This is a genomic window from Bradyrhizobium agreste, assembly GCF_016031625.1.
In the GTDB taxonomy this organism is placed as follows: Bacteria; Pseudomonadota; Alphaproteobacteria; order Rhizobiales; family Xanthobacteraceae; genus Bradyrhizobium; species Bradyrhizobium agreste.
On the sequence record NZ_JACCHP010000010.1, the window covers coordinates 79,535 to 103,424 of the forward strand.

24 protein-coding genes are annotated in these 23,890 nt (G+C 64.6%); 15 read left to right on the forward strand and 9 right to left on the reverse strand.

Annotation, left to right across the window (positions count from 1 at the left end; translation table 11 throughout):
• Positions 1–53: 53 nt before the first annotated feature.
• Positions 54–1,166 carry an AI-2E family transporter gene (locus tag HZZ13_RS16410; RefSeq protein WP_197960591.1) on the reverse strand — a complete coding sequence of 371 codons (1,113 nt, stop codon included), beginning with the start codon at positions 1,164–1,166 and terminating at the stop codon, positions 54–56.
• 208 nt (positions 1,167–1,374) lie between these two features.
• Between HZZ13_RS16410 and HZZ13_RS16415 the strand changes: the two genes are divergently transcribed.
• The 3 genes from HZZ13_RS16415 to HZZ13_RS16425 all read left to right on the forward strand — a co-directional run bounded on the left by HZZ13_RS16415 (position 1,375) and on the right by HZZ13_RS16425 (position 3,318).
• The gene (locus tag HZZ13_RS16415) at positions 1,375–2,220 is read left to right on the forward strand and encodes a L,D-transpeptidase (protein ID WP_197960592.1); all 846 of its coding nucleotides are present in this window, start codon (positions 1,375–1,377) and stop codon (positions 2,218–2,220) included.
• A 16-nt stretch (positions 2,221–2,236) separates the two neighbouring features.
• The gene (locus HZZ13_RS16420; protein WP_197960593.1) at positions 2,237–2,887 is read left to right on the forward strand and encodes a DUF2865 domain-containing protein; all 651 of its coding nucleotides are present in this window, start codon (positions 2,237–2,239) and stop codon (positions 2,885–2,887) included.
• Positions 2,888–3,162: 275 nt separating this feature from the next.
• On the forward strand, positions 3,163–3,318 hold the full coding sequence (locus tag HZZ13_RS16425) for a Thivi_2564 family membrane protein (RefSeq protein ID WP_042335954.1): 156 nt from the start codon (positions 3,163–3,165) through the stop codon (positions 3,316–3,318).
• Between the two features lie 58 nt (positions 3,319–3,376).
• On the opposite strand, the gene HZZ13_RS16430 is transcribed toward HZZ13_RS16425, so the two are convergent.
• The 4 genes from HZZ13_RS16430 to cysD form a co-directional block, all read right to left on the reverse strand.
• A complete protein-coding gene (locus HZZ13_RS16430; protein ID WP_197960594.1) occupies positions 3,377–3,577 on the reverse strand; it encodes a CsbD family protein in 201 nt (66 codons plus the stop codon).
• Between the two features lie 138 nt (positions 3,578–3,715).
• The gene (locus tag HZZ13_RS16435) at positions 3,716–5,881 is read right to left on the reverse strand and encodes a malate synthase G (RefSeq protein ID WP_197960595.1); all 2,166 of its coding nucleotides are present in this window, start codon (positions 5,879–5,881) and stop codon (positions 3,716–3,718) included.
• 407 nt (positions 5,882–6,288) lie between these two features.
• Positions 6,289–8,226: an adenylyl-sulfate kinase gene (cysC, locus tag HZZ13_RS16440; RefSeq protein WP_197960596.1), complete on the reverse strand. Its 1,938-nt coding sequence runs from the start codon at positions 8,224–8,226 to the stop codon at positions 6,289–6,291.
• Between the two features lie 14 nt (positions 8,227–8,240).
• A complete protein-coding gene (cysD, locus tag HZZ13_RS16445) occupies positions 8,241–9,035 on the reverse strand; it encodes a sulfate adenylyltransferase subunit CysD (RefSeq protein WP_197960697.1) in 795 nt (264 codons plus the stop codon).
• 243 nt (positions 9,036–9,278) lie between these two features.
• On the opposite strand from cysD, the gene cysG reads away from it, so the two are divergent.
• The 12 genes from cysG (at position 9,279) to HZZ13_RS16505 (ending at position 20,515) form a co-directional block, all read left to right on the forward strand.
• Complete coding sequence (gene cysG / locus HZZ13_RS16450) at positions 9,279–10,703, forward strand: siroheme synthase CysG (protein WP_197960597.1); 1,425 nt, start codon at positions 9,279–9,281, stop codon at positions 10,701–10,703.
• On the forward strand, positions 10,700–11,017 hold the full coding sequence (locus HZZ13_RS16455; protein ID WP_197960598.1) for a DUF2849 domain-containing protein: 318 nt from the start codon (positions 10,700–10,702) through the stop codon (positions 11,015–11,017). Before cysG ends, HZZ13_RS16455 begins: the two co-directional genes overlap by 4 nt.
• 12 nt (positions 11,018–11,029) lie before the next feature.
• On the forward strand, positions 11,030–12,685 hold the full coding sequence (locus HZZ13_RS16460) for a nitrite/sulfite reductase (protein WP_197960599.1): 1,656 nt from the start codon (positions 11,030–11,032) through the stop codon (positions 12,683–12,685).
• Positions 12,672–13,187: a DUF934 domain-containing protein gene (locus HZZ13_RS16465; RefSeq protein WP_197960600.1), complete on the forward strand. Its 516-nt coding sequence runs from the start codon at positions 12,672–12,674 to the stop codon at positions 13,185–13,187. Before HZZ13_RS16460 ends, HZZ13_RS16465 begins: the two co-directional genes overlap by 14 nt.
• Positions 13,184–13,909 (forward strand): phosphoadenylyl-sulfate reductase, encoded by a 726-nt coding sequence (locus HZZ13_RS16470; RefSeq protein ID WP_197960601.1) that lies wholly within the window; start codon positions 13,184–13,186, stop codon positions 13,907–13,909. Before HZZ13_RS16465 ends, HZZ13_RS16470 begins: the two co-directional genes overlap by 4 nt.
• A 108-nt stretch (positions 13,910–14,017) precedes the next feature.
• The gene (locus tag HZZ13_RS16475; protein ID WP_376707050.1) at positions 14,018–15,031 is read left to right on the forward strand and encodes a sulfate ABC transporter substrate-binding protein; all 1,014 of its coding nucleotides are present in this window, start codon (positions 14,018–14,020) and stop codon (positions 15,029–15,031) included.
• Positions 15,032–15,069: 38 nt separating this feature from the next.
• Positions 15,070–15,906 carry a sulfate ABC transporter permease subunit CysT gene (cysT, locus tag HZZ13_RS16480; protein WP_197960603.1) on the forward strand — a complete coding sequence of 279 codons (837 nt, stop codon included), beginning with the start codon at positions 15,070–15,072 and terminating at the stop codon, positions 15,904–15,906.
• Positions 15,907–15,915: 9 nt separating this feature from the next.
• The gene (gene cysW / locus HZZ13_RS16485) at positions 15,916–16,827 is read left to right on the forward strand and encodes a sulfate ABC transporter permease subunit CysW (protein ID WP_197960604.1); all 912 of its coding nucleotides are present in this window, start codon (positions 15,916–15,918) and stop codon (positions 16,825–16,827) included.
• Positions 16,817–17,851, forward strand: a complete 1,035-nt coding sequence (locus tag HZZ13_RS16490) for a sulfate/molybdate ABC transporter ATP-binding protein (protein ID WP_197960605.1) — start codon at positions 16,817–16,819, stop codon at positions 17,849–17,851. The genes cysW and HZZ13_RS16490 overlap by 11 nt, the downstream gene beginning before the upstream one ends.
• Before the next feature lie 116 nt (positions 17,852–17,967).
• Entirely contained in the window at positions 17,968–18,471 is a 504-nt protein-coding gene (locus HZZ13_RS16495) for a CAP domain-containing protein (protein WP_197960606.1), read from the forward strand.
• 78 nt (positions 18,472–18,549) lie between these two features.
• Positions 18,550–19,725, forward strand: a complete 1,176-nt coding sequence (locus tag HZZ13_RS16500; RefSeq protein WP_197960607.1) for a DUF3734 domain-containing protein — start codon at positions 18,550–18,552, stop codon at positions 19,723–19,725.
• 1 nt (position 19,726) lies between these two features.
• On the forward strand, positions 19,727–20,515 hold the full coding sequence (locus HZZ13_RS16505; RefSeq protein ID WP_197960608.1) for a 3-hydroxybutyrate dehydrogenase: 789 nt from the start codon (positions 19,727–19,729) through the stop codon (positions 20,513–20,515).
• 315 nt (positions 20,516–20,830) lie between these two features.
• Here the strand turns inward: HZZ13_RS16505 and HZZ13_RS36840 are convergent, their stop codons facing one another.
• From HZZ13_RS36840 to HZZ13_RS16525, 4 genes are all read right to left on the reverse strand, one after another.
• Positions 20,831–21,010: a type II toxin-antitoxin system RelE/ParE family toxin gene (locus HZZ13_RS36840; protein WP_246504451.1), complete on the reverse strand. Its 180-nt coding sequence runs from the start codon at positions 21,008–21,010 to the stop codon at positions 20,831–20,833.
• A complete protein-coding gene (locus HZZ13_RS16515) occupies positions 21,007–21,243 on the reverse strand; it encodes a hypothetical protein (RefSeq protein WP_197960609.1) in 237 nt (78 codons plus the stop codon). The genes HZZ13_RS36840 and HZZ13_RS16515 overlap by 4 nt, the downstream gene beginning before the upstream one ends.
• A gap of 51 nt (positions 21,244–21,294) precedes the next feature.
• Entirely contained in the window at positions 21,295–22,662 is a 1,368-nt protein-coding gene (locus tag HZZ13_RS16520; RefSeq protein WP_197960610.1) for a flippase, read from the reverse strand.
• 297 nt (positions 22,663–22,959) lie between these two features.
• Positions 22,960–23,799, reverse strand: a complete 840-nt coding sequence (locus HZZ13_RS16525) for a protein-disulfide reductase DsbD domain-containing protein (RefSeq protein WP_197960611.1) — start codon at positions 23,797–23,799, stop codon at positions 22,960–22,962.
• Positions 23,800–23,890: the final 91 nt, after the last annotated feature.

The following is a 23,890-nucleotide window of genomic DNA, read 5'->3' on the forward strand; positions in this document are numbered from 1 at the left end:
GAGATGGGCGGAGAACGTTTCGTCGCCGGGTAAGTTCCGTTCGCTGAAACCGGTCAGGCTTGCGGGAGCTGCGGCGAATTCTCCGGCAACAGGTGGTCCTTCAGGATCAGCGCGACGATCAGGAGCGGCGACGCCAGGAACGCGCCCATCGGCCCCCACAGCCAGGTCCAGAACGCGAGCGCGAGCAGCACGGCGAGCGCGTTCAGGGCGAGCCGCCGCCCGATGATCGTTGGCGTGATGAAGTGCCCCTCCAGAAAGGTGAGGCCACCGAAGGCGAGCGCGGCCATCAGGCCGCCGCCGAGGGTCGGGAAGGCGATCAGCCCGACCACGACCAGCACCACGAACATCGCCACGGGCCCGATGATCGGGATGAAGTTGAGCGTGGCCGCCAGCGCGCCGAGCCCGGCCGGATTGGGCATTCCGGTGAGGGCGCAGATCAGGCCGGTGGCGACGCCGACACCGAGATTGATGAGGGTGACGGTCAGCAGATAATTGCCGAGATGGACCTCGATCTCGTTGAGGATCCGGAGCGTGCGCAGCCGCGCGTCATGGTCGCTGAAGGTCATGATCATGGCTCGCCGCAGGTCGCGCCAGCTTGCGATGAACAGGATCAGGGTGACGAAGAACAGCAGGAATTCGGTAAAGGTCGGTGACAGGAATTCCAGCGTCGGCTGCACCCACTCGACCTTTGGCATCTGAAAGCTCGGCAATCCTTCCGAGCCGCCGAGCATGGCTTGCATCTCCCGCCAGAGCGCAAGCGGCCGGTCGAACACGTGCAGCTTGTCCTTCAATTGCGCGCCGAGCTCCGGCAGGCGCATGCTCCACTGCATGACCGGTGAAGCGATCAGCGCCACGACGAAAGCGGCCACCGCGGTCACCGCGACCACGATCAGCACGGCGCCGAGGCTGCGTGGGACCTTGTAACGCTCGAGAAAGCCGGCCGCCGGCGATAGCATGGTGCCGGTGACGAACGCCATCACCACCGGCAGGAAGAACGCCTTGCCGACATAAAGCACGGCGACGATCGCAATCAGCAACAGGCCGGCCAGCGCGAACGCGACGAATTCGGTGCGGCGGATCACCGGCGGCAGCTCGACATGGCTCTCGGGAAGCGGGTCGCCTTCGCTGTTGCCGGAAATCAGACGTTCACTCGGTAGGACGCGCACAATATCTCTCCCGCACGGAATCCGTGATCCGCGCGCCCATTGATGACCTGACTAATGCGTGGGCGGCGTGCTGGTTCCATCGCGGCTTCGTGAACAGCCGCTCGCTTGACTGTGACGTCGCTGCCGCACGCTGCGCCGGAACTTCGATGCAGCCGGCGGAGTTTGTTCGGGCAGCGCATCACCCGATGCACATCCAACGGGGCAGCTCATGACAAAGTTGTTTGCAGTCCGTCGCAGCTTCTCGCCGCGCGCCGTCAGCGCGTTCGCCTTCGCAACCGCTCTTCTCGCCGTGCCGGTGGGCACCGCGAGCGCGCAAACCTTCGGCTATACGCCGATGCAGCGGGTGTACCCGCAGGACCTGTACCCGCGGGGCCAAGGCTATTCCCAAGGCTATTCCCAAGGCTATTCCCAAGGCTATTCCCAAGGCTATTCGCAGGATGACCTCAACGAGGCGCCGCAGGTCGCCGACGAGGATGCTCGATTGCCCGACCGGCTGCGCAGGCAGATCGTCAGCTTCGACCGGAGCGAGCCGGCCGGTACCATCGTGATCGATACCAACAGCACCTATCTCTATTACGTGCTCGGAGGCGGCCGCGCGATCCGCTACGGCGTCGGCGTCGGCCGCGAGGGCTTCACCTGGTCGGGCGTGCAGAGCGTCAGCCGCAAGGCGGAGTGGCCGGACTGGCACCCGCCGGCCGAGATGATCGCGCGCCAGCCCTATCTGCCGCGCTTCGTCGCCGGCGGCCCCGGCAACCCGCTCGGTGCGCGTGCGATGTATCTCGGCGCGAGCCAATACCGCATCCACGGCACCAACGATCCCTCCACCATCGGCAAGTTCGTCTCGTCCGGCTGCATCCGCATGACCAACGAGGACGTCATCGACCTGTTCAACCGCGTCAATGTCGGCGCCAAGGTCGTGGTGCTGCCAAAGAACGCGCCCTTGATGGCCAGAGGAGGCGACAAGGCCGGCGAGCCCGTGCGCAAGCGGCCGGCCGTGACGACGCTGCCGTCGGGCCGCCAGGCGCTGAACATCACGTCGTCGGCCGTGAACTAAGCGTGAGTGAGGCCATATGAGTAGACGCCTGATCGGCAAATGGGCTGGCGGAACGGCGATCCTGATCGCGATCTCCGCCGGTCTGGCATCGGCGCCGTCGGCGCATGCGGAGGATTTTTTCTCGGCGTTGTTCGGGGGCTTCCGGATGCGGCCACCGCCGGAGATCCGCATGCCGTTCCCGAATGACGACGGGCCGCGCTACGATGTGCCACGTCAGCGGGCCTCCTATGGCGGCGGCACCGCCTATTGCGTGCGCGGCTGTGACGGCCGCTATTTCCCGGCGCAGGGCAGCGATGCCGAGAGCAAGGCGCAATCCTGCAAGAGCTTCTGCCCGGCGTCGGAAACCTCGCTGGTCTATGGCAGCAATATCGACGATGCCGCTACGGAGAACGGAAAGTCCTATTCCGACCTGCCGAACGCGTTCCGCTATCGCAACGAGATCGTTGCGGGCTGTACCTGCAACGGCAAGGACGCGGTCGGGCTCGCATCGGTCAAGGTCGAGGACGACCCGACCCTGCGCAAGGGCGACATCGTCGCCGGCGCCAATGGCCTCGTGGTCGCCAGCCGCAACGCCAATGACCGCCGCGGCGTCGCGATGAATTTCTCGCCGCTGCCGGAATCGGTGCGCGCCAGATTCCGCCAGGTCCCCGTGGTGGCGAAGGAGTAGTCTCGGCTTCGGAAGGCGTCTTGGCGACGCCCGGAATGTCGTGCCGGCGCCGCATAGTCGCGTGCCTCGTCGAACGCCCGTTCGGCCACCGCGACGCAGAGGTTAACGGCTCTCGACCGGCGAGCATGGCGCGGGATGTCCCTGCCCCTCTTTGGCAGGGAATCGCACCAGACCAGTCCACTCCAGTAGAAGTCTCAAGGGGTTGCGTCGGCGGAACCGACGCGGAAGACAGGCGTTAGGATATTGTTAGATCATTTGTCTTGGGGGACCTAGCGATGCTGGTGGGCGTGCTCGTCACTTTTCTCGTCGTCATTCTCGTTCTGTATCTCATCAACATGCTGCCGATGGACGGCCGCGCCAAGCAGATCGCGCGGGTCATCGTCATCATCATCGGAGTCGTGTCGTTGCTGAAATATCTGACTGTATTCTAGCGACACCATCTTCCCAAACAAAAGCCCCGGCGTGAGCCGGGGCTTCGTTCGTGCCGCCTCAGTGCAGCGACTTCAGCCAGTCGTCGACGTCCTGACGAACCTGGTCCTTGGCCTTGCCGTAACGCTCCTGCAACCGGCCCTCGAGCTGCTCGCGGCGGCCCTGGATCAGCTGGAGGTCGTCGTCAGTGAGCTTGCCCCATTTCTCCTTGGCCTGTCCCTTGAACTGCTTCCAGTTTCCTTCGATCCGATTCCAGTCCATGATCATCTCCCATGGGTTGATGGCCGAACAACGCCAGGCGCGTGCAGCCGTTCCGCAGGCTGTCGCGACGTTTCGTCCAACAAAAAAGCCCCGGCTCGCGCCGGGGCTTTTGTGACGCGAGCTCAGCCCAGCGCCTTTTTATCCGAGAGCCTTGGCCTCGCGGCGGCGTGCGGTGAGGATGTATTCAGTGTAACCGTTCGGCTGCTCGCGCCCCTTGAAGATGAGGTCGCAGGCGGCCTTAAAAGCGACGCCGTCGAACGCAGGCGCCATCGGCTTGTAGATCGGATCGGCCGCGTTCTGCTTGTCGACGACGACCGCCATGCGCCTGAGAGACTCCATCACCTGCGCCTCGGTGATGACGCCCTGGTGCAGCCAGTTGGCGAGGTGCTGGCTGGAGATGCGCAAGGTGGCGCGGTCTTCCATCAGGCCGACATCGTGGATGTCGGGCACCTTGGAGCAGCCGACGCCCTGATCGATCCAGCGCACGACATAGCCGAGAATGCCCTGGCAATTGTTGTCGATCTCCTGCCTGACGTCATCGGGCGCCCAGTTCGATTTCGACACCGGAATGGTGAGAATGTCGGACAGTTTTGCGCGCGGTCCGCCCTTGGCGAGCTCCTCCTGGCGCGCGATCACGTTGACCTGATGGTAGTGCAGCGCGTGCAGCGTCGCCGCTGTCGGCGAGGGCACCCACGCGGTGGTGGCTCCGGCCTGCGGGTGGCCGAGCTTCTGCGCCAGCATGTCCGCCATCTTGTCGGGCGCGGCCCACATGCCCTTGCCGATCTGGGCGTGGCCGGGCAGGCCGCAGCTCAGGCCCATGTCGACGTTCCAGTCCTCATACGCCTTGATCCAGGCCTGCGCCTTCATCTCGTTCTTGCGGATCATCGGACCCGCTTCCATCGAGGTATGGATCTCGTCGCCGGTGCGGTCGAGGAAGCCGGTGTTGATGAACATGATGCGCTTGGAGGCGCGCTGGATGCAGGCCTTGAGGTTGACGGTGGTGCGCCGCTCCTCGTCCATGATGCCGACTTTGAGGGTGTTCTCGGGCAGGCCCAGCATCTTCTCGACGCGGTCGAAGATCTCGCAGGTCAGCGAGACCTCATCCGGGCCGTGCATCTTCGGCTTGACGATATAGGCAGAGCCCGTGCGGCTGTTCTTGACCTTGGAATTGCCCTTGAGGTCGTGGATCGCGAGCAGGCCCGAGACAGCGGCGTCTAACAGGCCTTCCGGAACTTCTTCGCCCTTCTCGTCGAGCACCGCGTCGGTGAACATGTGGTGACCGCAATTGCGCATCAACAGCAGGCTGCGGCCGTGCAGCTTGAGCTCGCCGTTGCCGTCAGGGGTCCTGTAGAGGCGGTCGGAATTGAGCGAGCGCGTCAGCGTCTTGCCGCCCTTCTCGAAATCGGCCGACAGCGTGCCGTTCATCAGGCCGAGCGTGTTGCGGTAGACCAGCACCTTGTCCTCGGCATCGACAGCGGCGACCGAGTCTTCCATGTCCAGAATGGTGGAGACCGCGGCCTCCATGATCAGGTCGGCGACGCCGGCCGGATCGTCCTTGCCGATCGCGCTGTTGCGGTCGATCTTGACCTCGATATGCAGCCCGTTGTTGACGAGCAGCACGGCGCTCGGCGCGGCAGCATCGCCCTGGAAGCCCGCGAACTGCGCGGCATTCTTCAGCGCCGTGGCGTTGCCGCTCTTCAGCTTCACCGCGAGCTGGCTCGCGACCACGCTATAGCCGGTAACGTCGCTGTGGCTGCCGGTTGCGAGCGGCACGGCGTTATCGAGGAACGCCTTGGCCTTGGCGATCACCTTGTCGCCGCGCGCCTTGTTGTAGCCCTTGCCGCTCTCGGACGGGTCGTGCGGGATCGCATCGGTGCCGTAGAAGGCGTCATAGAGCGAACCCCAGCGCGCATTCGCCGCATTCAGCGCGTAGCGCGCATTGGTGAGCGGCACCACGAGCTGCGGGCCGCAGATCCTGCCGATCTCCTCGTCGACATTGGCGGTCTCGACCTTCTGCGTCGCCGGCTCCGGGACGAGATAGCCGATCTCCTTCAGGAAGGCGGTGTAAGCGTCGAGGTCGAACGCCTTGCCTTTATTGGCGCGGTGCCAGTCGTCGATCTTGTCCTGCAGATTATCCCGGAGCGCCAGCAGCTCGCGGTTCTTCGGTCCCAGCTCCTTGATGATGCCGGCAAGCCCGGCCCAGAACGCATCCGGCGCGATCCCCGTTTTCGGGGTGGCTTCCTTGGCGATGAAGTCAAACAGAACAGGGGCGATCTTCAATCCGTGGGCGTCGACGCGTTTCATGGTGGGCTTTCTTGTTGGAAATGGCTGTTTTTGGCTGCTTTTGACCCGACAGCAGCAAAATGCACCCGCGCAGGGCGGCTTTCGGGGACCTATTAGCCTCAAAAAGGAGGCGGTGAGAAGACCCCCGGGGATTTGTCAAAATGTCAAGAAGGGAGGGATGCGCTCGTTTTACCAGCCGATTGAGCCCAGCTCTCGGCCACGCACACAACTGCGCTCCCTCCCCCCTTGTGGGGGAGGGCGGGGGAGAGGGGTAGCCCAGCAAAAGGTGCGTCTGAGATCGACGAAGCGGGATGTTCTTACTGACTGAGAGAGTCCCCGTGGGGACCCCTCTCCCTAGCCCTCCCCCACAAGGGGGGAGGGAACGCACTACATGTGTGGCGGCAGCGAGTGCACCAACGAGAATGTGCTCAAATATTCGCAGCGAGGTCCACGACCTCGTCGAACAGCACGCCTGATGCCTTCAGCATCTGCTCGATCTCGTCGGCCGCTTCCGCAACCGTCCGCTTCGACGTATCGATCACGAGCTCGGCCGCCTGCGGCGCCTCGTAATCGTTGCCAATGCCGGTGAACGAGGCGAGCGCGCCGGCGCGGGCCTTCTTGTAATGGCCCTTGGGATCGCGCTCCTCGCACACCTCGGCCGGCGTCGCGACGTGGATCTCGCGAAATGCGGTGTCGGCGATGCGACGCGCGGCGGCGCGATCTTCGCGCGCGGGCGAGACTGCCGCGACGATGGCGATGTGGCCGTTACGGGCGAGATGCGTCGCGACCTCGGCGAGGCGGCGGATGTTCTCGCTGCGATCAGTGGCGGAGAAGCCGAGATCGCGGTTGAGCCCGGCGCGCAGCGTGTCGCCGTCGAGCAGGATCGGCGAGCCGCCATTGCTGAAGAGACGCCGCTCCAGCGCCCGCGCCAGCGTCGACTTTCCAGAGGCGGGCAGGCCGGTGAGCCAGACCACGGCACCGTTGTGGCGGTAGCGGGCGGAGCGCTCGTCGGGCCGCAGCGCCGATTCCACCGGCACGATGTCGACGGGCACGGCACGCTGACCGGCATCGACCGACAGCACCAGGCCGCCGCCAGCGATGCGTCCGGACACCTCGATCACGAGGCGGCCGGTGCGGGGATTCTCGGTGTAGGGATCGGTCGCGATCGGATTGGACAGGGAGATGTCGATCTCGCCGACATGGTTGCGGCCGATCGCCTTGTTCTCGCTGCTCGAGAGCTCGCCGGGATCGACCGCCTTCTCGATGGCGACCACGGTGGCGCGGCTTTCCTTCGGCCCGCAGCGCACCAAAAGCTGATCGCCTTTGGCGAGCGGCTTGTTGTGCAGCCAGAAGATCCGCGCGCGCAGCCGCCGCGTCTCGCGCGGGGCGCTGCCCGCATGCGCGATGATGTCGCCGCGCTCGATGAACAATTCGCGGTCGAGCGTGATGCCGACCGAGCGCCCCGCGCCCTGCCGTCCCGCCACCGGCGTCACCGGCCAGCTCTCGACCGTCTTGATCTTCGCGATCTTGCCTGCAGGCATGATCACGATCTCGTCGCCGGCGATCAGGCTGCCGGATTCGATGCGGCCGGCAACGATGCGGCGGTCGTCGAACTTGTAGATCGCCTGCACCGGCAGCCGCAGCGCCAGCGCTTCGAGCGGACGCGCCGGCTCGAGGCGATCCAGCGCCTCGACCACGGTCGGCCCCTTGTACCAGCTGATGCGGTCGGTGCGCATCGCAACGCCGTCGCCGTCCCGTGCGGAAATCGGGATCACGGCCGTAGGCGTCACGCCGAGGCCGTTCAGATGCGCGGAAATCTCGTCGCTGATCTCCTGGAAACGTGCGGCGGAGAAATCGACGCGGTCCATCTTGTTGACGACGACGGCGACCTGCTTCACGCCGAGCAGGTGCAGGAGATAGCCGTGTCGCCTGGTCTGGTCGCGCACGCCTTCCAGCGCGTCGATGATCAGCACCGCGCCGTCGGCCTGCGAGGCGCCGGTGATCATGTTGCGCAGGAATTCGGCATGGCCGGGCGCATCGATCAGCACGATGTCGCGCGAATTGGTGCGGAAGCGGATCTGCGTGGTGTCGATGGTGATGCCCTGGTCGCGCTCGGTCTGCAGCGCGTCGAGCAGGAACGACCATTCGAACGGCATGCCGCGCCGCGCGCTGACGGCTTTCAGCATTTCGAGCTTGCCCTCAGGCAGGCTGCCGGTCTCGTGCAGGAGGCGGCCGACCAGCGTCGATTTGCCGTGATCGACATGGCCGACGATGACGATGCGGACCTGCGGTCGCGTCGTGCCATTTGGCATCGATGTGGCGCCGTTCGCCGTGCTGGGCGAGGCTGACGTGACAATCATGTTCATGACCGCATCCTTGATCAGAGATAGCCGGCGACGCGAAGGCGCTCGAAGGCGTCCTCGGTCTCGTGGTCGAGCGCGCGCCCCGAGCGCTCCGGCACTTTGGTCTGCTCGAGCTCGATCAGGATCTCCTCGATGCTCGCAGCGTTTGAGGCAACCGGATTGGTGATGTCCTGGTCACCCAGCGAGCGATAACGCTTGCCGTTCTTGGCGAGGTACAGCGGAATGATCGGGATGTTCTCGCGCTTGGTGTAGGCCCAGATGTCGGCCTCGGTCCAATGCAGGATCGGATGAATGCGCAAATGCGCGCCTTGCGGCGGCGAGGCGTTGAAATGATCCCAGAACTCCGGCGGCTGGTCGCGCACGTCCCAATTGCCCTCCAAGCCGCGCGGCGAGAACACCCGCTCCTTGGCGCGCGTTGCTTCCTCGTCGCGGCGGATGCCGGCGATCAGGCCGTCGAAGCCGTACTTTGCGAGCGCCATCTTGAGGCCCTCGGTCTTGCGCGCGGCGGAACGGGCCGCCGGCGGCAGCGTTGGGTCGACGGCATCGATCGGCGGACAGGGCTCGACGCGCAGATCGAGATCCCATTCCTTGCCGTAATGATCGCGGAAGCGGTACATCTCCGGAAACTTCTTGCCGGTATCGACGTGAAGGGCCGGGAACGGCATCCTGCCGAAGAAGGCTTTCCGCGCCAGCCAGATCATGACGTTGGAGTCCTTGCCGAGCGACCACAACAGAGCGATCTTCTTCAGCCGGGCAAAGGCCTCACGGAAGATGTAGATGCTCTGCGCTTCGAGCTGGTCGAGATGGTCCATGCTCGGGGCAAGTTCGGCAGAAAATTCTTGCGCGCGCACGCGCTCAGCCAGCGCCGGATTGCTCAGTCGATCAGCAGCGGAATCGTCCTTGAGAAGATGCATCTCTGCCACTTTGCGTTTGGAGGCGAAAATTCTATAGTTGCGCTGCGGAAGAGAAGAAAAAATTTCTCTTTGCGCGCTAGAAACGAGACATATATAGAAAATAATTCCAGTCAACCCCGTTTGTGGGGAAGCGAGTATCACATGCGGTTCTTGCCGGTGTTTCTCGATCTCAAGGCCGGCCCGGTGGTCCTCATCGGGGCGGGCGAGCTTTTGCGCGCCAAGCTGCGCGTGCTCGCCGCTGCCGGCGCGCGCCTGCGCGTGCATGCGATCGACGGCAATCATGACCTGGGCCTGGCTTTCGAAGATGCGGTGCGCATCGAGATTGCAGCGGGCGATCCGCTCACGGCCGATCTTTCGGGCGTCATCGCTGTCGTCTGCGCGGGCGCAGGCGATGTCGGTGTCGCCATGTCGGCTCGCGCCAAGGCGGCTGGCCTGCCCGTCAACGTCATGGACGACCTCGAACATTCCAGTTTTATCTTTCCGGCCATCGTCGATCGCGGCGATGTCGTGGTCGCGGTCGGCACCGGCGGCACCTCTCCGGTGGTGGCGCGGCGCGTGCGCGAGAAGATCGAAGCGCTGCTGCCGGCGCGCATCGGCGAGCTCGCCGAGTTCATCGGCACCTTCCGCAAGTCGATCAACGAGCGCATCGCCGAGTTTCCACTGCGCCGCCGCTTCTGGGAGCGCGTCATCGACGGTCCGATCGGCGCCGCCGTGCTCGCCGGCCGCAACAGCGAAGCGGACGCATCGCTCAAGGCGATCTCCGATCCCACCGCATTCGCGCGCGCGGGCAAGCCGGAAGGCTCGGTCGCGCTGGTCGGCGCCGGTCCCGGCGATCCCGATCTGCTCACCATCAAGGCGCTGCGCGCGCTGCAGGACGCCGACATCGTCTTCCATGACGAGCTGGTCTCGCCCGAGATTCTCGACCGCATTCGCCGCGACACCACGCGCGTTGCGGTCGGCCGCCGCGTCGGCAAGCCCGGCATCGGCCAGGACGCCATCAACAAACGCATGATCGAGGCCGCGCAAGCGGGCCAACGCGTCGTGCGGCTGAAAGGCGGCGATCCCTTCGTGTTCGGCCGCGGCGGCGAAGAGGTGGAAGCGCTCCGTGCCGCCGGCGTCGCCTATTCGATCGTTCCCGGCATCACCGCAGGGCTCGGCGCTGCTGCCGATTTCGAGGTGCCGCTCACTTACCGTCACGAAGCGACCCGCATCACCTTCCTCACCGCACACAAGGCGCGCGATGCGGAAGCCGTGGACTGGTCGACGCTGACCGACACGAAGATGACGGTTGTGGTCTACATGGGCATGACCGCAGCGCCTGCCGTGCGCGCCGGCCTGTTCGCGGCCGGCCGCTCGCCGGAGACGCCGGTCGGCGTGTTCGCCCGCGTCACGCGGCCCGATGCGCAAGGCGCGATCGGCACGCTGCGCGACCTGCCGGAACTGGTGCGGCGGATCCATGGCGGTCCCGCCATCCTCATCATCGGCGACGTGGTCCGGCATGCCGGCTCGCTTCGCCGCCAGACACCCAAGCAAATCATCTCTGACCTATTGGATGCAGCCGAATGACCTCTCCGCTCGAACAAAAGAAGATCCGCATCGCCGGTCCCTCGGTCGTGACCGCCAACCGCACCTGGGACGGCATCGTGGTCTACCGCACCGCCGGCAAGAGCTGGTCCGCGGAGCTGTCGGAAGCCGCCATCGTGCGCAACTCCGACGAGGCCAAGGCGTTGCTTGCGGAAGCCGTGGCCGATGACGTCGGCGCCATCGGCCCCTATATCGCGCCGGTGCAGATCGGCGACGATGGCAAGGTCCTGCCCGGCAATCTGCGCGAACAGATTCGCCGCACCGGCGTCACCATCGGACAGCCGGCCCAGATTTAAGGCACGCAACGTATGTATGCTTACGACGAAATCGACCGCACGCTCGTCAACGAGCGCGTCTCGGAGTTCCGCGATCAGGTGAAGCGGCGCCTTTCCGGCGAGCTCACCGAGGACGAGTTCAAGATCCTGCGGCTTCAGAACGGCGTCTATCTGCAGCTGCACGCCTACATGTTCCGCGTCGCTATTCCCTACGGCACGCTGGCGACGAACCAGATGCGCGCGCTCGCCCACGTCGCGCGCAAATACGATCGCGGCTATGGCCACTTCACCACCCGGCAGAACATCCAGTTCAACTGGATCAAGCTCGCCGAGCTGCCGGATGCGCTCGCAGACCTCGCCAAGGTCGGCATCCACGCTATGCAGACCTCCGGCAACAACATGCGCAACGTCACCTCGGACCAATGGGCCGGCGTCGCGCCGGGCGAGATCGAGGACCCCCGCATCTGGTCGGAGCTGATCCGCCAGCACACCACGCTGCATCCGGAATTCTCGTTCCTGCCGCGCAAGTTCAAGATCGCGATCACCGCCTCGGACCACGACCGCGCTGCGATCAGGATCCACGACATCGGCCTGCGGCTGATCAAGAACGAGAGGGGCGAGACCGGATTCGAGGTGCTGGTCGGCGGCGGTTTGGGCCGCACGCCGTTCATCGCCAAGACCATCAAGCACTTCGTGCACGGCCGCGACATCCTCAGCTACATCGAGGCGATCTTGCGCGTCTACAATCAGTACGGCCGGCGCGACAACATCTACAAGGCGCGCATCAAGATCCTGGTGCACGAGCTCGGCATCGAAAAATTCTCGCGCGAGGTCGAGGACGAGTGGCAGCAGATTCGCAATTCCTCGCTCCAGCTCGACGACGAGATGATCGAGGACATCCGCTCGCGATTCACCTATCCTGCTTACGAGAAGCTGCCGCATATGCCGGACGAGCTGCGCCAGGCCGCGGCCGACCCCGACTTCGAGGCGTGGCGCAAGAACTCGGTGGCGCCGCACAAGGTGCAAGGCTATTCGATCGTCACCATCTCGCTGAAGCCGACCGGCGGGCCTCCGGGCGATGCCACCGCCGAGCAGATGGACGCGCTGGCAGATCTTGCCGACAAATATTCCTTCGGCGAGATCCGTGTCGGCCACGAGCAGAACCTGGCGCTGCCGCACGTCGCCAAGCGCGATTTGCCGGCGCTGTGGAAGGCGCTCGACAAGCTTGGGCTGGCGACGCCCAACGTCAACCTGATCACCGACATCATCGCTTGCCCCGGGCTCGATTATTGCTCGCTGGCGAATGCCCGCTCGATCCCGATTGCGCAGGAGCTGACGCGGCGCTTCGCCAATCATGAGCTCGCCAACCTGATCGGCCGTCTGCACATCAACATCTCCGGCTGCATCAATGCCTGCGGCCATCACCATGTCGGCCATATCGGCATTCTCGGCGTCGAGAAGAACGGCGAGGAGGTCTACCAGATCACCATCGGCGGCCGTGCCGACGAGAATGCGGCGCTCGGCACCCTGATCGGTCCCGGCGTCAAGTTCGACGAGGTCGCAGACGTCGTCGAGGACATCGTGGAAGCCTACCTCGCGCTGCGCGAGCGGCCGGAAGAGCTGTTCATGGACACGGTGAAGCGCCTCGGCGTCGAACCCTTCAAGGAGCGCGTCTATGCCACTCGTTAACGGCGGAAAGATCGTCGATGACAGCTTCGTCAAGCTCGCCGTCGACACCCCGCTGCCCGAGGGCGGCGACATCCTGGTGCCCGCCGAGCGCTTCCTCGGCGAAGCCGACGTGCTGCTCAAGCGGTCGGGCAAGGTCGGCGTGATCTGGCCCAACAATCGCGACATCGCCGAGCTCGTGCCGTATCTCGGCAAGATCGCGGCCGTCGCGCTGGTGTTCCCGACCTTCCGTGACGGGCGCGCCTACAGCCAGGCGCGGCTGCTGCGCGAACGTTACGATTACCGCGGCGAATTGCGCGCCACCGGTCAGGTGCTGCGCGACCAGTTCGTGTTCATGCTGCGGGCCGGCTTCGATGCCTTCGAGGTCAAGAAGCAGGCCGACGCGGAAGCCTTCATGCAGACCGCGAAGCGCTATTCGGTGTTCTACCAGCCGACCGGCGATGGCCGCATCACCGCGCTGCACCGGCGCATGCAATTGCGCCACTCCGAAGGGGTCGGCACGTGAACGCGATCGCGCCTCAGGTTTCGCCCGTGTCTGCGCTGCCTTCGGCGGACGAGCTCGATCGTGCCTTGCGCGATGCCTCGCCTGCGGAGGTCATTGCCGCGGCGCTGAAGACGGTCGGGCGCGACAAGCTTGCGCTGGTGTCCTCCTTCGGCACGGAATCGGCGACGCTGCTCAAGGTGATGGCGGACGTCGATCCGGCGATCCCCGTTATCTTTCTCGACACCGGCTGGTTGTTCGAGGAGACGCTCGCCTATCGCGACACCTTGATCGCGACGCTGGGCCTGAAGGACGTCCGTTCGATCAAGCCCGCCGAGGATACGCTGTCGCGCGAAGATCCCGACCGCGACCTCTGGTTCTCCGATCCCGACGCCTGCTGCCGCATCCGCAAGGTCGAGCCGCTGGCGCGTGCGCTGAAGCCGTTCGATGCGTGGCTCAACGGCCGCAAGCGCTTCCAGGGCAATGCGCGCGCCGAGATTCCGGTCGTCGAGGACGACGGCGCGCGGCTGAAGTTCAATCCCTTCGCCAATGTCTCGCGCGAGGAGATCGAGGCGATCTTCACCCGCGCCAAATTGCCGCGGCACCCTCTGGTTGTATCAGGATTTCTGTCCGTTGGGTGTATGCCTTGCACCAGCAGAACGAGTGAGGGCGAGGATGCACGCGCCGGCCGGTGGCGCGGCCGGGCCAAGACAGAATGCGGCATCCACACCATGAAGACTTCGTAGCACAGCTGAGCTGCCGCGCTGCGAACAAGAAAATCGGGTTCCGTTGACACAAGAGCGTTTCGCCACGAGTTATGCCTGCCGTCGACGGCGCCGATGCCGTCGAGGTGAATGGAGATGGACATGATGCGCCGTATCGTTCCGCTCGCCGCAGGATTGCTCGCGACGGCTTTCTGGGCAGGCTCGGCTGTGGCCGCCGACATCAATTTGCTGAACGTGTCGTACGATCCGACGCGCGAACTCTATGCCGAGTTCAACAAGGCGTTCGCGAACGCTTATCAGAAGGAAACCGGCAAGAGCGTCGAGATCAAGCAGTCGCATGGCGGCAGCGGCTCGCAGGCGCGTGGCGTTATCGACGGCTTGCAGGCCGACGTGGTGACGCTGGCGCTCGCCTATGACATCGACGCGATCGCGAGCAAGGGCCTCATTGCGGCGGACTGGCAGAAGCGGCTGCCGCAGAATTCATCACCCTATACCTCGACCATCGTCTTCCTGGTGCGCAAGGGCAATCCCAAGGGCATCAAGGACTGGGACGATCTGCTCAAGCCGGGCGTTGCCGTCATCACCCCGAACCCGAAGACGTCGGGCGGCGCGCGCTGGAATTATCTCGCCGCTTGGGGCTTTGCGCAGAAGAAGTACGGCTCGGCCGACAAGGCCAAGGAGTTCGTAGGGAAGCTCTTCCAGCAGGTGCCGGTGCTGGATACCGGCGCACGCGGCGCCACCGTGACCTTCGTCGAGCGCGGCGTGGGCGACGTGCTGCTCGCCTGGGAGAACGAGGCGTTCCTGGCCTTGAAGGAGTTCGGTGCGAACAAGTTCGAGATCGTTGCACCGCCGCAATCGATCCTCGCCGAGCCGCCGGTCACCATTGTGGACAAGGTTGCTGACAAAAAAGGCACCCGGAACGCGGCTGACGCTTACTTGCAGTATTGGTATACTAAGGAAGCCCAAGAAATTGCCGCGCGCAATTTCTACCGTCCTCGCGACGCCGAAATTGCGAAGAAGTACGAGAATGCCTTCGCGAAGGTCGAACTGTTCACGATCGACGACGTCTTCGGCGGCTGGACCAAGGCGCAAAAGGAACATTTCGCCGATGGCGGCGTCTTTGATCAGATCTACAAGAACTGATCGGGCGCTGTCGTAGGAGGCATTTAGCAGGGGGCCTGGTGAGCGCACTCGCAGCACGACGCAGGACATTGCCGGGCTTCGGTCTCACCATGGGACTGACGCTTTCCTGGCTGTCCGTGATCATCCTGATTCCGCTCGCCGGCCTGTTCCTGAGATCGCTCGAGCTCAGCCCCGAGCAGTTCTGGAACATCCTCTCCAGCCGCCGCACCCTGAACGCGCTTCGGGTCTCGTTCGGCCTCGCCTTTGCGGCGGCCTGCGTAAATCTGGTGATGGGCAGCATCATCGTCTGGGCGCTGGTGCGCTACCGCTTCCCCGGTCGCCGGATCTTCGATGCCATCGTCGACGTGCCGTTTGCGCTGCCGACAGCGGTGGCCGGCGTCGCGCTGACGGCCCTGTTCGCCGAGAAGGGCTGGTTGGGGGCGCCGCTCGCCGCGCTCGGCATCAAGGTGGCGTTCACGCCGGTCGGCATCTTCGTCGCCATGATCTTCATCGGCATTCCGTTCGTGGTCCGCACCGTGCAGCCGGTGCTCCAGGATCTCGACCCTGAAATCGAGGAGGCCGCGGGCAGCCTGGGGGCCAGCCGCTCGCAGACCATCGTCCGCGTGATCCTGCCCTCGCTCGCGCCGGCGCTGCTCACGGGGCTCGCGCTCGCTTTCGCCCGCGCGGTCGGTGAATACGGCTCGGTGATCTTCATCGCCGGCAATCTGCCCAACGTCTCCGAGATCGCGCCGCTCTTGATCGTGATACGTCTGTCCGAATTCCGTTACGCCGATGCGACCGCGATTGCGGTGGTCATGTTGGTCGTCTCCTTCGTCATCATCTTCGCGGTCAATCGGCTCCAGCGCTGGGCGCAGAGCCGGATCCCGGCACGCTGAGGGCGGATCATGACGATGCAGATCGCAGATTCCGTGTCGCTCTCGGCCTCCGACTCGAAGGCGCGCGCACAGGCGGCAGCAGCGCGGAACAATCTGCGCACCGAGCCGCGCCCGGTCCGCATCGCCATCATCACGCTGGCGGTGCTGTTTCTCACCGTCTTCGTCGTGCTGCCGCTCGTCGTCGTGTTCGCGCAGGCATTCTCGCGCGGCATCCTCGCCTATTTCGCCGCGCTCGCCGAACCGGAGGCGATGGCGGCGATCAAGCTGACTTTGATCGTCGCGGCGATTTCCGTCGGCCTCAATCTGGTGTTCGGCCTCGTCGCCGGCTGGGCGATTGCAAAATTCGAATTCCCGGGCAAGACCGTGCTGATCACGCTGATCGACCTGCCGTTCTCGGTCAGTCCGGTGATCTCGGGCCTCGTCTTCGTGCTGCTGTTTGGCGCGCAAGGCTATTTCGGCAGCTGGCTGCGCGAGCACGACATCCAGATCCTGTTCGCCGTGCCCGGCATCGCGCTGGCCACCACCTTCGTGACCTTCCCGTTCGTGGCGCGCGCGCTGATCCCCCTGATGCAGGAGCAGGGCACGCAGGAGGAGGAGGCCGCGATCTCGCTCGGCGCCTCGGGCTTGCAGACCTTCTTCCGCGTCACCCTGCCCAACATCAAATGGGGCGTGCTCTACGGCGTCCTGCTCTGCAACGCGCGTGCGATGGGCGAGTTCGGTGCCGTCTCCGTCGTCTCCGGCCACATCCGCGGCGAGACCAACACCATGCCGCTCCTGGTCGAGATTCTCTACAACGAATACCAGTTCGTCGCCGCTTTCGCGATCGCCTCGCTGCTCGCGATGCTCGCGCTGATCACGCTGATCGCAAAAACCGTTCTCGAACGTCATCTGGACGAAGGACACGAGCCCCGTGACCATTGAAGTCAAGAATCTCGTCAAGAAATTCGGCAGTTTTGCAGCCCTCGATGGCGTTGATCTCAAGGTCAATGACGGTGAGCTGCTGGCACTGCTCGGCCCATCCGGCTCCGGCAAGACCACCTTGCTGCGGATCATCGCCGGCCTTGACTGGCCGGACTCGGGCGAAGTCACCTTCAACGGCGAGGACGCGCTGGCGCAAGGCGCCCGCGAGCGCCACGTTGGATTCGTGTTCCAGCACTATGCGCTGTTCCGCCACATGACGGTGTTCGAGAACGTCGCCTTTGGGCTCCGCGTGCAGCCGCGCGCGGTTCGCAAGGACGAAGCAACCATTCGCGCGCGGGTGAAAGAGCTGCTCGATCTCGTGCAGCTCGACTGGCTTTCCGACCGCTATCCGAGCCAGCTCTCCGGCGGCCAGCGTCAGCGCATCGCGCTCGCCCGTGCGCTCGCGATCGAGCCGCGCATTCTCCTGCTCGATGAACCCTTCGGCGCGCTCGACGCCAAGGTGCGCAAGGAGCTGCGCAAATGGCTGCGCTCGCTGCATAACGAGATCCACGTCACCTCGATCTTCGTCACGCACGACCAGGAGGAGGCGCTGGAAGTCGCCAACCGCGTGGTGGTGATGGATAAGGGACGGATCGAGCAGATCGGCTCGCCCGACGATGTCTACGACAATCCGGCGACGGCTTTCGTGCACGGCTTCATCGGCGAATCCATCGTGCTGCCGATCCAGATCGGCAATGGCGCAGTCCGGCTCGGGGACCGGCAGCTGGATCTCGCGGCTGAAGGGATTGCGCCTGGCGCGTCAAAACTGTTCGTGCGGCGACATGACATGCTGGTCGGACCGCCCGGCAGCGGCGCCTTCGAGGGCGCGGTCCAGCACGTCCGCAATTTCGGCCCAGTGCAGCGGGCGGAGGTGGCGCTATCCGGCGGCGAGACCATCGAGATCGACGCCCCCCGCGACAAGGAACTGCGCGCCGGCGACACGATCGGCCTCAAGCCGCGCCGCTACCGGATTTTTGCGGGCTGAAATGTCCGTCATTCCGGGGCGCGCGCCAGCGCGAACCCGGAAGCATTTTCTTCAAAATTCACCTTTCAGCCATGGTTGGTATGCAACAACGGCCCCTCATTTGGGGGCCTCGATTCATGCGCGCTGCGGCCGCAATTCTTATCATGTTGCTGCTCGCCGGCTGTGCCGGCAATGAGACACCGGTCCAGCAGCCGTCCATGTACACCGACATGGCGGTCCCGGGCTCCAAGCTCGATGTGCAAGCGGCCGCGATCATGATCTCGCAATACCGCCAGAACAACGGGCTCGGTACGGTTGTGGTCGACCCGGATCTGACTCGGCTCGCCGAATCCCAGTCGGGCGCGATGGCGGCGGCCAACAAGATGGACCACGACGTCCGCGCGCCGCTGGCCAAGCGTCTGGCCTCTGGCGGTTATCCTGCCACCGTGGCGGTCGAGAACATCTCGGCCGGCTATCATACGCTGGCGGAAGCGTTTTCCGGCTGGCGCGACTCGCCCCCGCACCGCGCGAACATGCTCAAGAACGGTGTCACAAAATTGGGCATCGCGGCGAGCTATGCTCCAGGCACCAAATACAAGGTGTTCTGGACCATGATCCTGGCCTCCACGGAGCCTCGATAAGCCAGACTTGATCCGGTGATGCATTGACGCCGCGGCGGAGTGTCGCCACGGTGGCCGGCCTTTTGCTATTGTTCCCGCATGACCGATCATAGTCCGGAAACCGCAACAATCCCCACGAATGCGCAGCGCGTCCTGGTCCTGCAGGGCGGCGGCGCGCTCGGCTCGTACCAGGCTGGCGCCTTCCAGGCGCTGTGCGGCCACGGCTTCGAGCCGGAATGGGTCGCCGGCATCTCGATCGGCGCGGTCAACGCCGCCATCATCGCCGGCAACGAGGGGCGCACCCGCGTCGAGCGGCTCAAGGAATTCTGGGAAATGGTGTCGGCCCCGGTGCCGTGGAAGCCGGTCGGCAAGAGCGACCATAGTCGCGAGCTGTTCAATTCCACCAGTGCCGCGCTGATTGCGACCTTCGGCGTGCCCGGCTTCTTCACGCCCCGCATTCCGCCGGCGCCGCTGTGGCCGCCGGGGCATCCCGAAGCGGAAAGCTATTATGACACCGCGCCGCTGAAGAAGACGCTGGAGCGTCTCGTCGATTTCGACCGCATCAACGATCTGAAGACACGCCTGTCGGTCGGCGCGGTCGGCGTCACCTCGGGCAATTTCAAATATTTCGACAATTACGCGTTCAAGAAGCTCGGCAAGAAAATCGGCCCCGAGCACATCATGGCCTCCGGCGCGCTGCCGCCGGGCTTTCCCTCCGTCGTCATCGACGGCGAGCATTATTGGGACGGCGGCATCGCCTCCAACACCCCGCTCGACTACGTGCTCGATGCCGAGGTCGAACGCGACATGCTGATCTTCCAGGTCGATTTGTTTTCGGCGCGGGGCGAACTGCCGAACTCGCTGCTGGAGGCCGCCGAGCGCGAGAAGGACATCCGCTATTCCAGCCGCACGCGGATGAACACCGACAAGAACAAGCAGTTGCACAACGCCCGCAGGGCCGTGCGCGATCTGATCGGCAAATTGCCGGACTATCTCAAGAACGATCCTTCGGTCGAATTCCTGGCGAAAGTGTCGCGCGAAAGCACCGTCACCGTGGTGCATCTGATCTATCGCAGCAAGAACTACGAGTCCTCGTCCAAGGATTACGATTTCTCGCACATTGCCATGGTCGAGCATTGGGAAGCCGGCGTGCGCGACGTGCACCTGTCGATGCGCCACAAGGACTGGCTGGAGCGGCCGCAGTCCGGCGAGACCATGGTGACCTACGATCTCACGGGGGACGTCACCGCGCCCCCGGCAAAAAGGAGCGAATAGAATGGGTACTCTGTCAGGCAAGAACGCCGTCGTGACCGGATCGACCAGCGGTATCGGGCTGGCCTACGCGCGCGCCTTCGCGGCCGCCGGTGCCAACGTCGTCATCAACGGTTTCGGCTCCCCGGAGGACATCGAGAAGGAGCGCGCCAAGATCGAGTCCGAATTCGGCGTCAAGGCGGTCTACTCGCCCGCCGACATGACCAAGCCCGCCGAGATCGCCGGCATGATCGCGCTCGGCGAGAAGACGTTCGGCTCCGTCGACATCCTCGTCAACAATGCGGGCATCCAGTTCGTCTCGCCGATCGAGGAATTCCCGCCGGAGAAGTGGGACCAGATCATCGCGATCAACTTGTCCTCGGCCTTCCACGCCATCCGCGCTGCGGTGCCCGGCATGAAGAAGAAGGGCTGGGGCCGCATCATCAACACGGCGTCGGCGCACTCGCTGGTGGCCTCGCCGTTCAAGTCGGCCTATGTCTCGGCCAAGCACGGCATCGCTGGTCTCACCAAGACCGTGGCGCTTGAAGTTGCCACCCACAAGATCACCTGCAACTGCATCAGCCCCGGCTATGTCTGGACCCCGTTGGTCGAGAAGCAGATTCCCGACACGATGAAGGCGCGCAATCTCACGCGCGAGCAGGTCATCAACGACGTGCTGCTCGATGCGCAGCCGACGAAGGAGTTCGTCACCTCCGAGCAGGTCGCAGCTCTCGCCCTGTTCCTGTGCAGCGACGACGCCGCCCAGATCACCGGCACCAACCTCTCGATCGACGGCGGCTGGACCGCGGAGTAAGCACTCGGTGCGTAGGGTGGGCAAAGGCGCGCCAGCGCCGTGCCCACCATTTTCCCGCGATCGAGAGAGACGGGGCACGCTCCGCTTTGCCCACCCTGCGATTCCGTCGCCCGTGCCCGATGCCCGCGACCACAGTCAGCGGCACTGGGCGTTTCACCTCTGCGAATCGCCGTTCTCAGGTCCGAGGCGAAGTGTATTGCCTTTCTGGCTCGTTCAGTCCCGTGAGGGGCCGCCGCGACGTGTGGTGGATATGGATGATATGAATGACTTCGCCACTCACACGGTAAAATATCCGAAACGGATAGCGGACGACCGTTACCATGCGAACCTGGGGAACGTTGCGTGACCCGCGGCGATGAGAGGGGCGCAGCGCTCGATGACGTCAGCGAATCTTCGTCCGACGGTGTCGGCGATCGCTGGGCTGGCGTTGGCGGCATAATAGGCTGCGATATCTTCGAGGTCAGCAAGCGCCTCTCGGGTCCAGACGACCTTCATCCGCGCCTGAATTTCGCGAAAACCTCTGCGACCTCGGCATCCGTAGCGAACTCGCCGCGATCTATAGAGGCTAAGGCCGCATCGATGCTTCGCAGTTCTTCCTGCATCGCCACATACTCGCCGCCGAGCAGTTCGCTCTCGATTTCGCTGGCAATCGCAACCAGCTCGTTCTGGGCCTCTTCGGGCCAGGTCTGGGCACGTTCCAGAAGATCTCGCAGATCGCTTGCAGCCATGCCCGACCATATCAGGTGCCGAAGAGCTTTCCAATCATCCCGTGCCGATGGCTAGCGTCCGAACGCCAGCACGTGCAGGCCGAGGCGCTGCCGCACGATCCAGAACAGCAGCACCGTCTCGAAGGTCAGCGAGATCGATGTCGCCGCCGCGGCGCCGTGGCCGCCGTAGCGCGGCACCAGCGCGATGCAGAGCACGAGGTTCATCACGAAGGCCAACGCGTAAGCCAGCGCGCAAATCTTCTGCTCACCCAGCATGTTGAGCAGGCGCTCCACCGGGCCGATCGCAGCGCGCACCACGAGGCCGATCGCGGCCACGAACATGATGTCGTAGCCGATCGTGAATTGCGGCCCGAACAGCCAGAGCAGCGGCTTGCCGAGCGCGAGCAGCACGATAGTCGCCGCCAACGACGGCCAGAACGTCCAGCTGATCGCATGCGCGACGTAAGCCGAGAGCCGCGCCTTGTCGCCGCTGGCATTGTATTCGGCGAAGCGGTGCGCCGTCGTCGCCGACATCGCGTAGTGGATGAACGAGACCAGCGCCAGCGTCTTTACCACGGCGAAATAGACGCCGACCTCGTCCGAGGGACGGAATTGCTGCAGCACCAGCACGTCGGTGTAGGACAAGAGCAGGTAGAAGCTCTCGACCAGCAGGATCGGCAGCGAGACGGCGAGCCAGCCCCTGACGTCATAGGCCTTCGGTCCCGGTGTGATGTGATCGGCGAGCTTGCGGTTCAGCACCACCATTTGCCCGGCCATCGCGATCCATACCGCGCCCAGGCTCGCCACCATCGCGGCGACGGCGCCGAGATGATAGCCGAGCAGGAAGGCGAGCGCCGTGATGCCGATGATCAGCGCCTGCCGGATGATGAATTGCGGCATCAGGCCGAGCTGCATCCAGTCGTGCGAGCGCGAAATGCCGTCCTGGGTGTTGGCGACGACGAAGGCGGGCAGCGTCATGCAGCCGATATAGAGCGGCAGCACCTCGGCCGGATCGATCCAGGGCGACAGCAATTTGACGATGCCGGCAAGGCCGAGCGAGACCAGCGTGGATACGGCAAAGGTCAGCCAGCGGCTGCCGGAGAGGAAGCCGCGCAGCAGCGCGTGCGCGCCGCTGGCGCGGTACTCCGGAATGATTTTCTGCGCGGAGGCCGAGATGCCGAAATCCATCATGCTGCCGAGCAGCAGCACCCAGGTCCAGACATAGACGTAGATGCCGTAATCAGACGTGCCCATCCAGCGCGCCAGCAGCACCTGCGAGGCATAGGCAAGCCCAGCGCTGATGACACGGATGACGAAGATGGTGCCGGCGAGCCGCCGCGTCAGCGACGCCTCGCTCGAGCCGCCCGCGAGCTTGGCGCGCAGCCGCGCGATCAGCCCGGCCGATCCGGTCCTTGCGGGTGGTGCGTCCATCACGGCCAATTCGGAAGAATCCCCAGCTGCAGCGGCAGGTGAGGGATTAGCAACCATTCGTTAAGATTCGGTTGGGCGGCTATTCCATGCTCGGTGTCGTCCCGGACAAGCGCGCCTCAAGCGCGCGCCTATCCGGGACCCATAACCCCAGGGAGAAGTTGCAGCGCGAGCTGACAACCACGAGTCTTCGCCAAACCGCTCCCCGTGGCTATGGGTCCCGGATCTGCACGCTGCTGCGCGGCGTTTGTCCGGGACGACAGCGGAATGTGGGGTGCCGGCAGCGCAACTCACTTGCCGGGTCGACCCTCACTCTAAATTCGTATTGAACTCGTACGCCTTCTCCGGCCCGACCAGCGTGAACTTCAGCGCGGCGCCCTCGGGCTTGGCTCCCGGCGGCAGCCCGTCGAGCTCGAACGAGAAGCGCACGACCCCGGGCGGGCCGTGCTGCGCCGGCGCCGGAATCGGCAGCGCCCAATCGGGTGTCGGGCCTTCCACGAACAGATTGACGTTGCGGCCATCCGGCGTCGCCACGTCGACCAACACGTTCTTGGGCCCGTCCCGCTTGACGTCGCGAATGGTGAGCGGATTGGGATCGCCGATATTGGCGGGCTTCGGCACGGTGTCGAGCGCCGCTCGCAGGTTCGCATCCTCGGTCGAGGCGACGCTGTTGAAGCCGAGCTCGGCGCTGGCCTCCACGGGAATGCAGAGCTTCTCGCACACCGCGTAGTTGATCTCGGCGCGCAGGGTCACCGGCTTGTCCGCGGCCTTGGCGACGATGCGCAGGGGCAGCACGATCTGGTCGCGATAGCCGATCGAATGGCCGCCCGCGCCGTCGTCGAATTTCAGCGGCGCCGGCCACATCACCGTCACCGCTTCGACATTATCGGACCTGGAGAAGTCGAACCGGGGTGGAACACCGGAATCGCCGGGCGACCGCCAGTAGGTCTTCCAGCCGGGCTGGAGCTGGAAGGCGATACCGCCGAGCAGCACCGCGCCGCTGCGCGATCCCGCCAGCAGCCGCACCGCGGAATGTCCGTCGCGCTGCCACGGCGAAGCGTCATCGGCACGGGCGGCGAGGACCAACGCCGACGCAAGCAGGGTTGTTGCGACGCCAATCGCCGCACGAAGGGGAACTCTTGTGAGCATAGCACGTCTTTACAGGGTCGCCCCAGGCCAAACCATTGAATTGCGTGTGATGGATGCACTTGAATCAAGCCGCCGCAAGCCTTGATTTGAC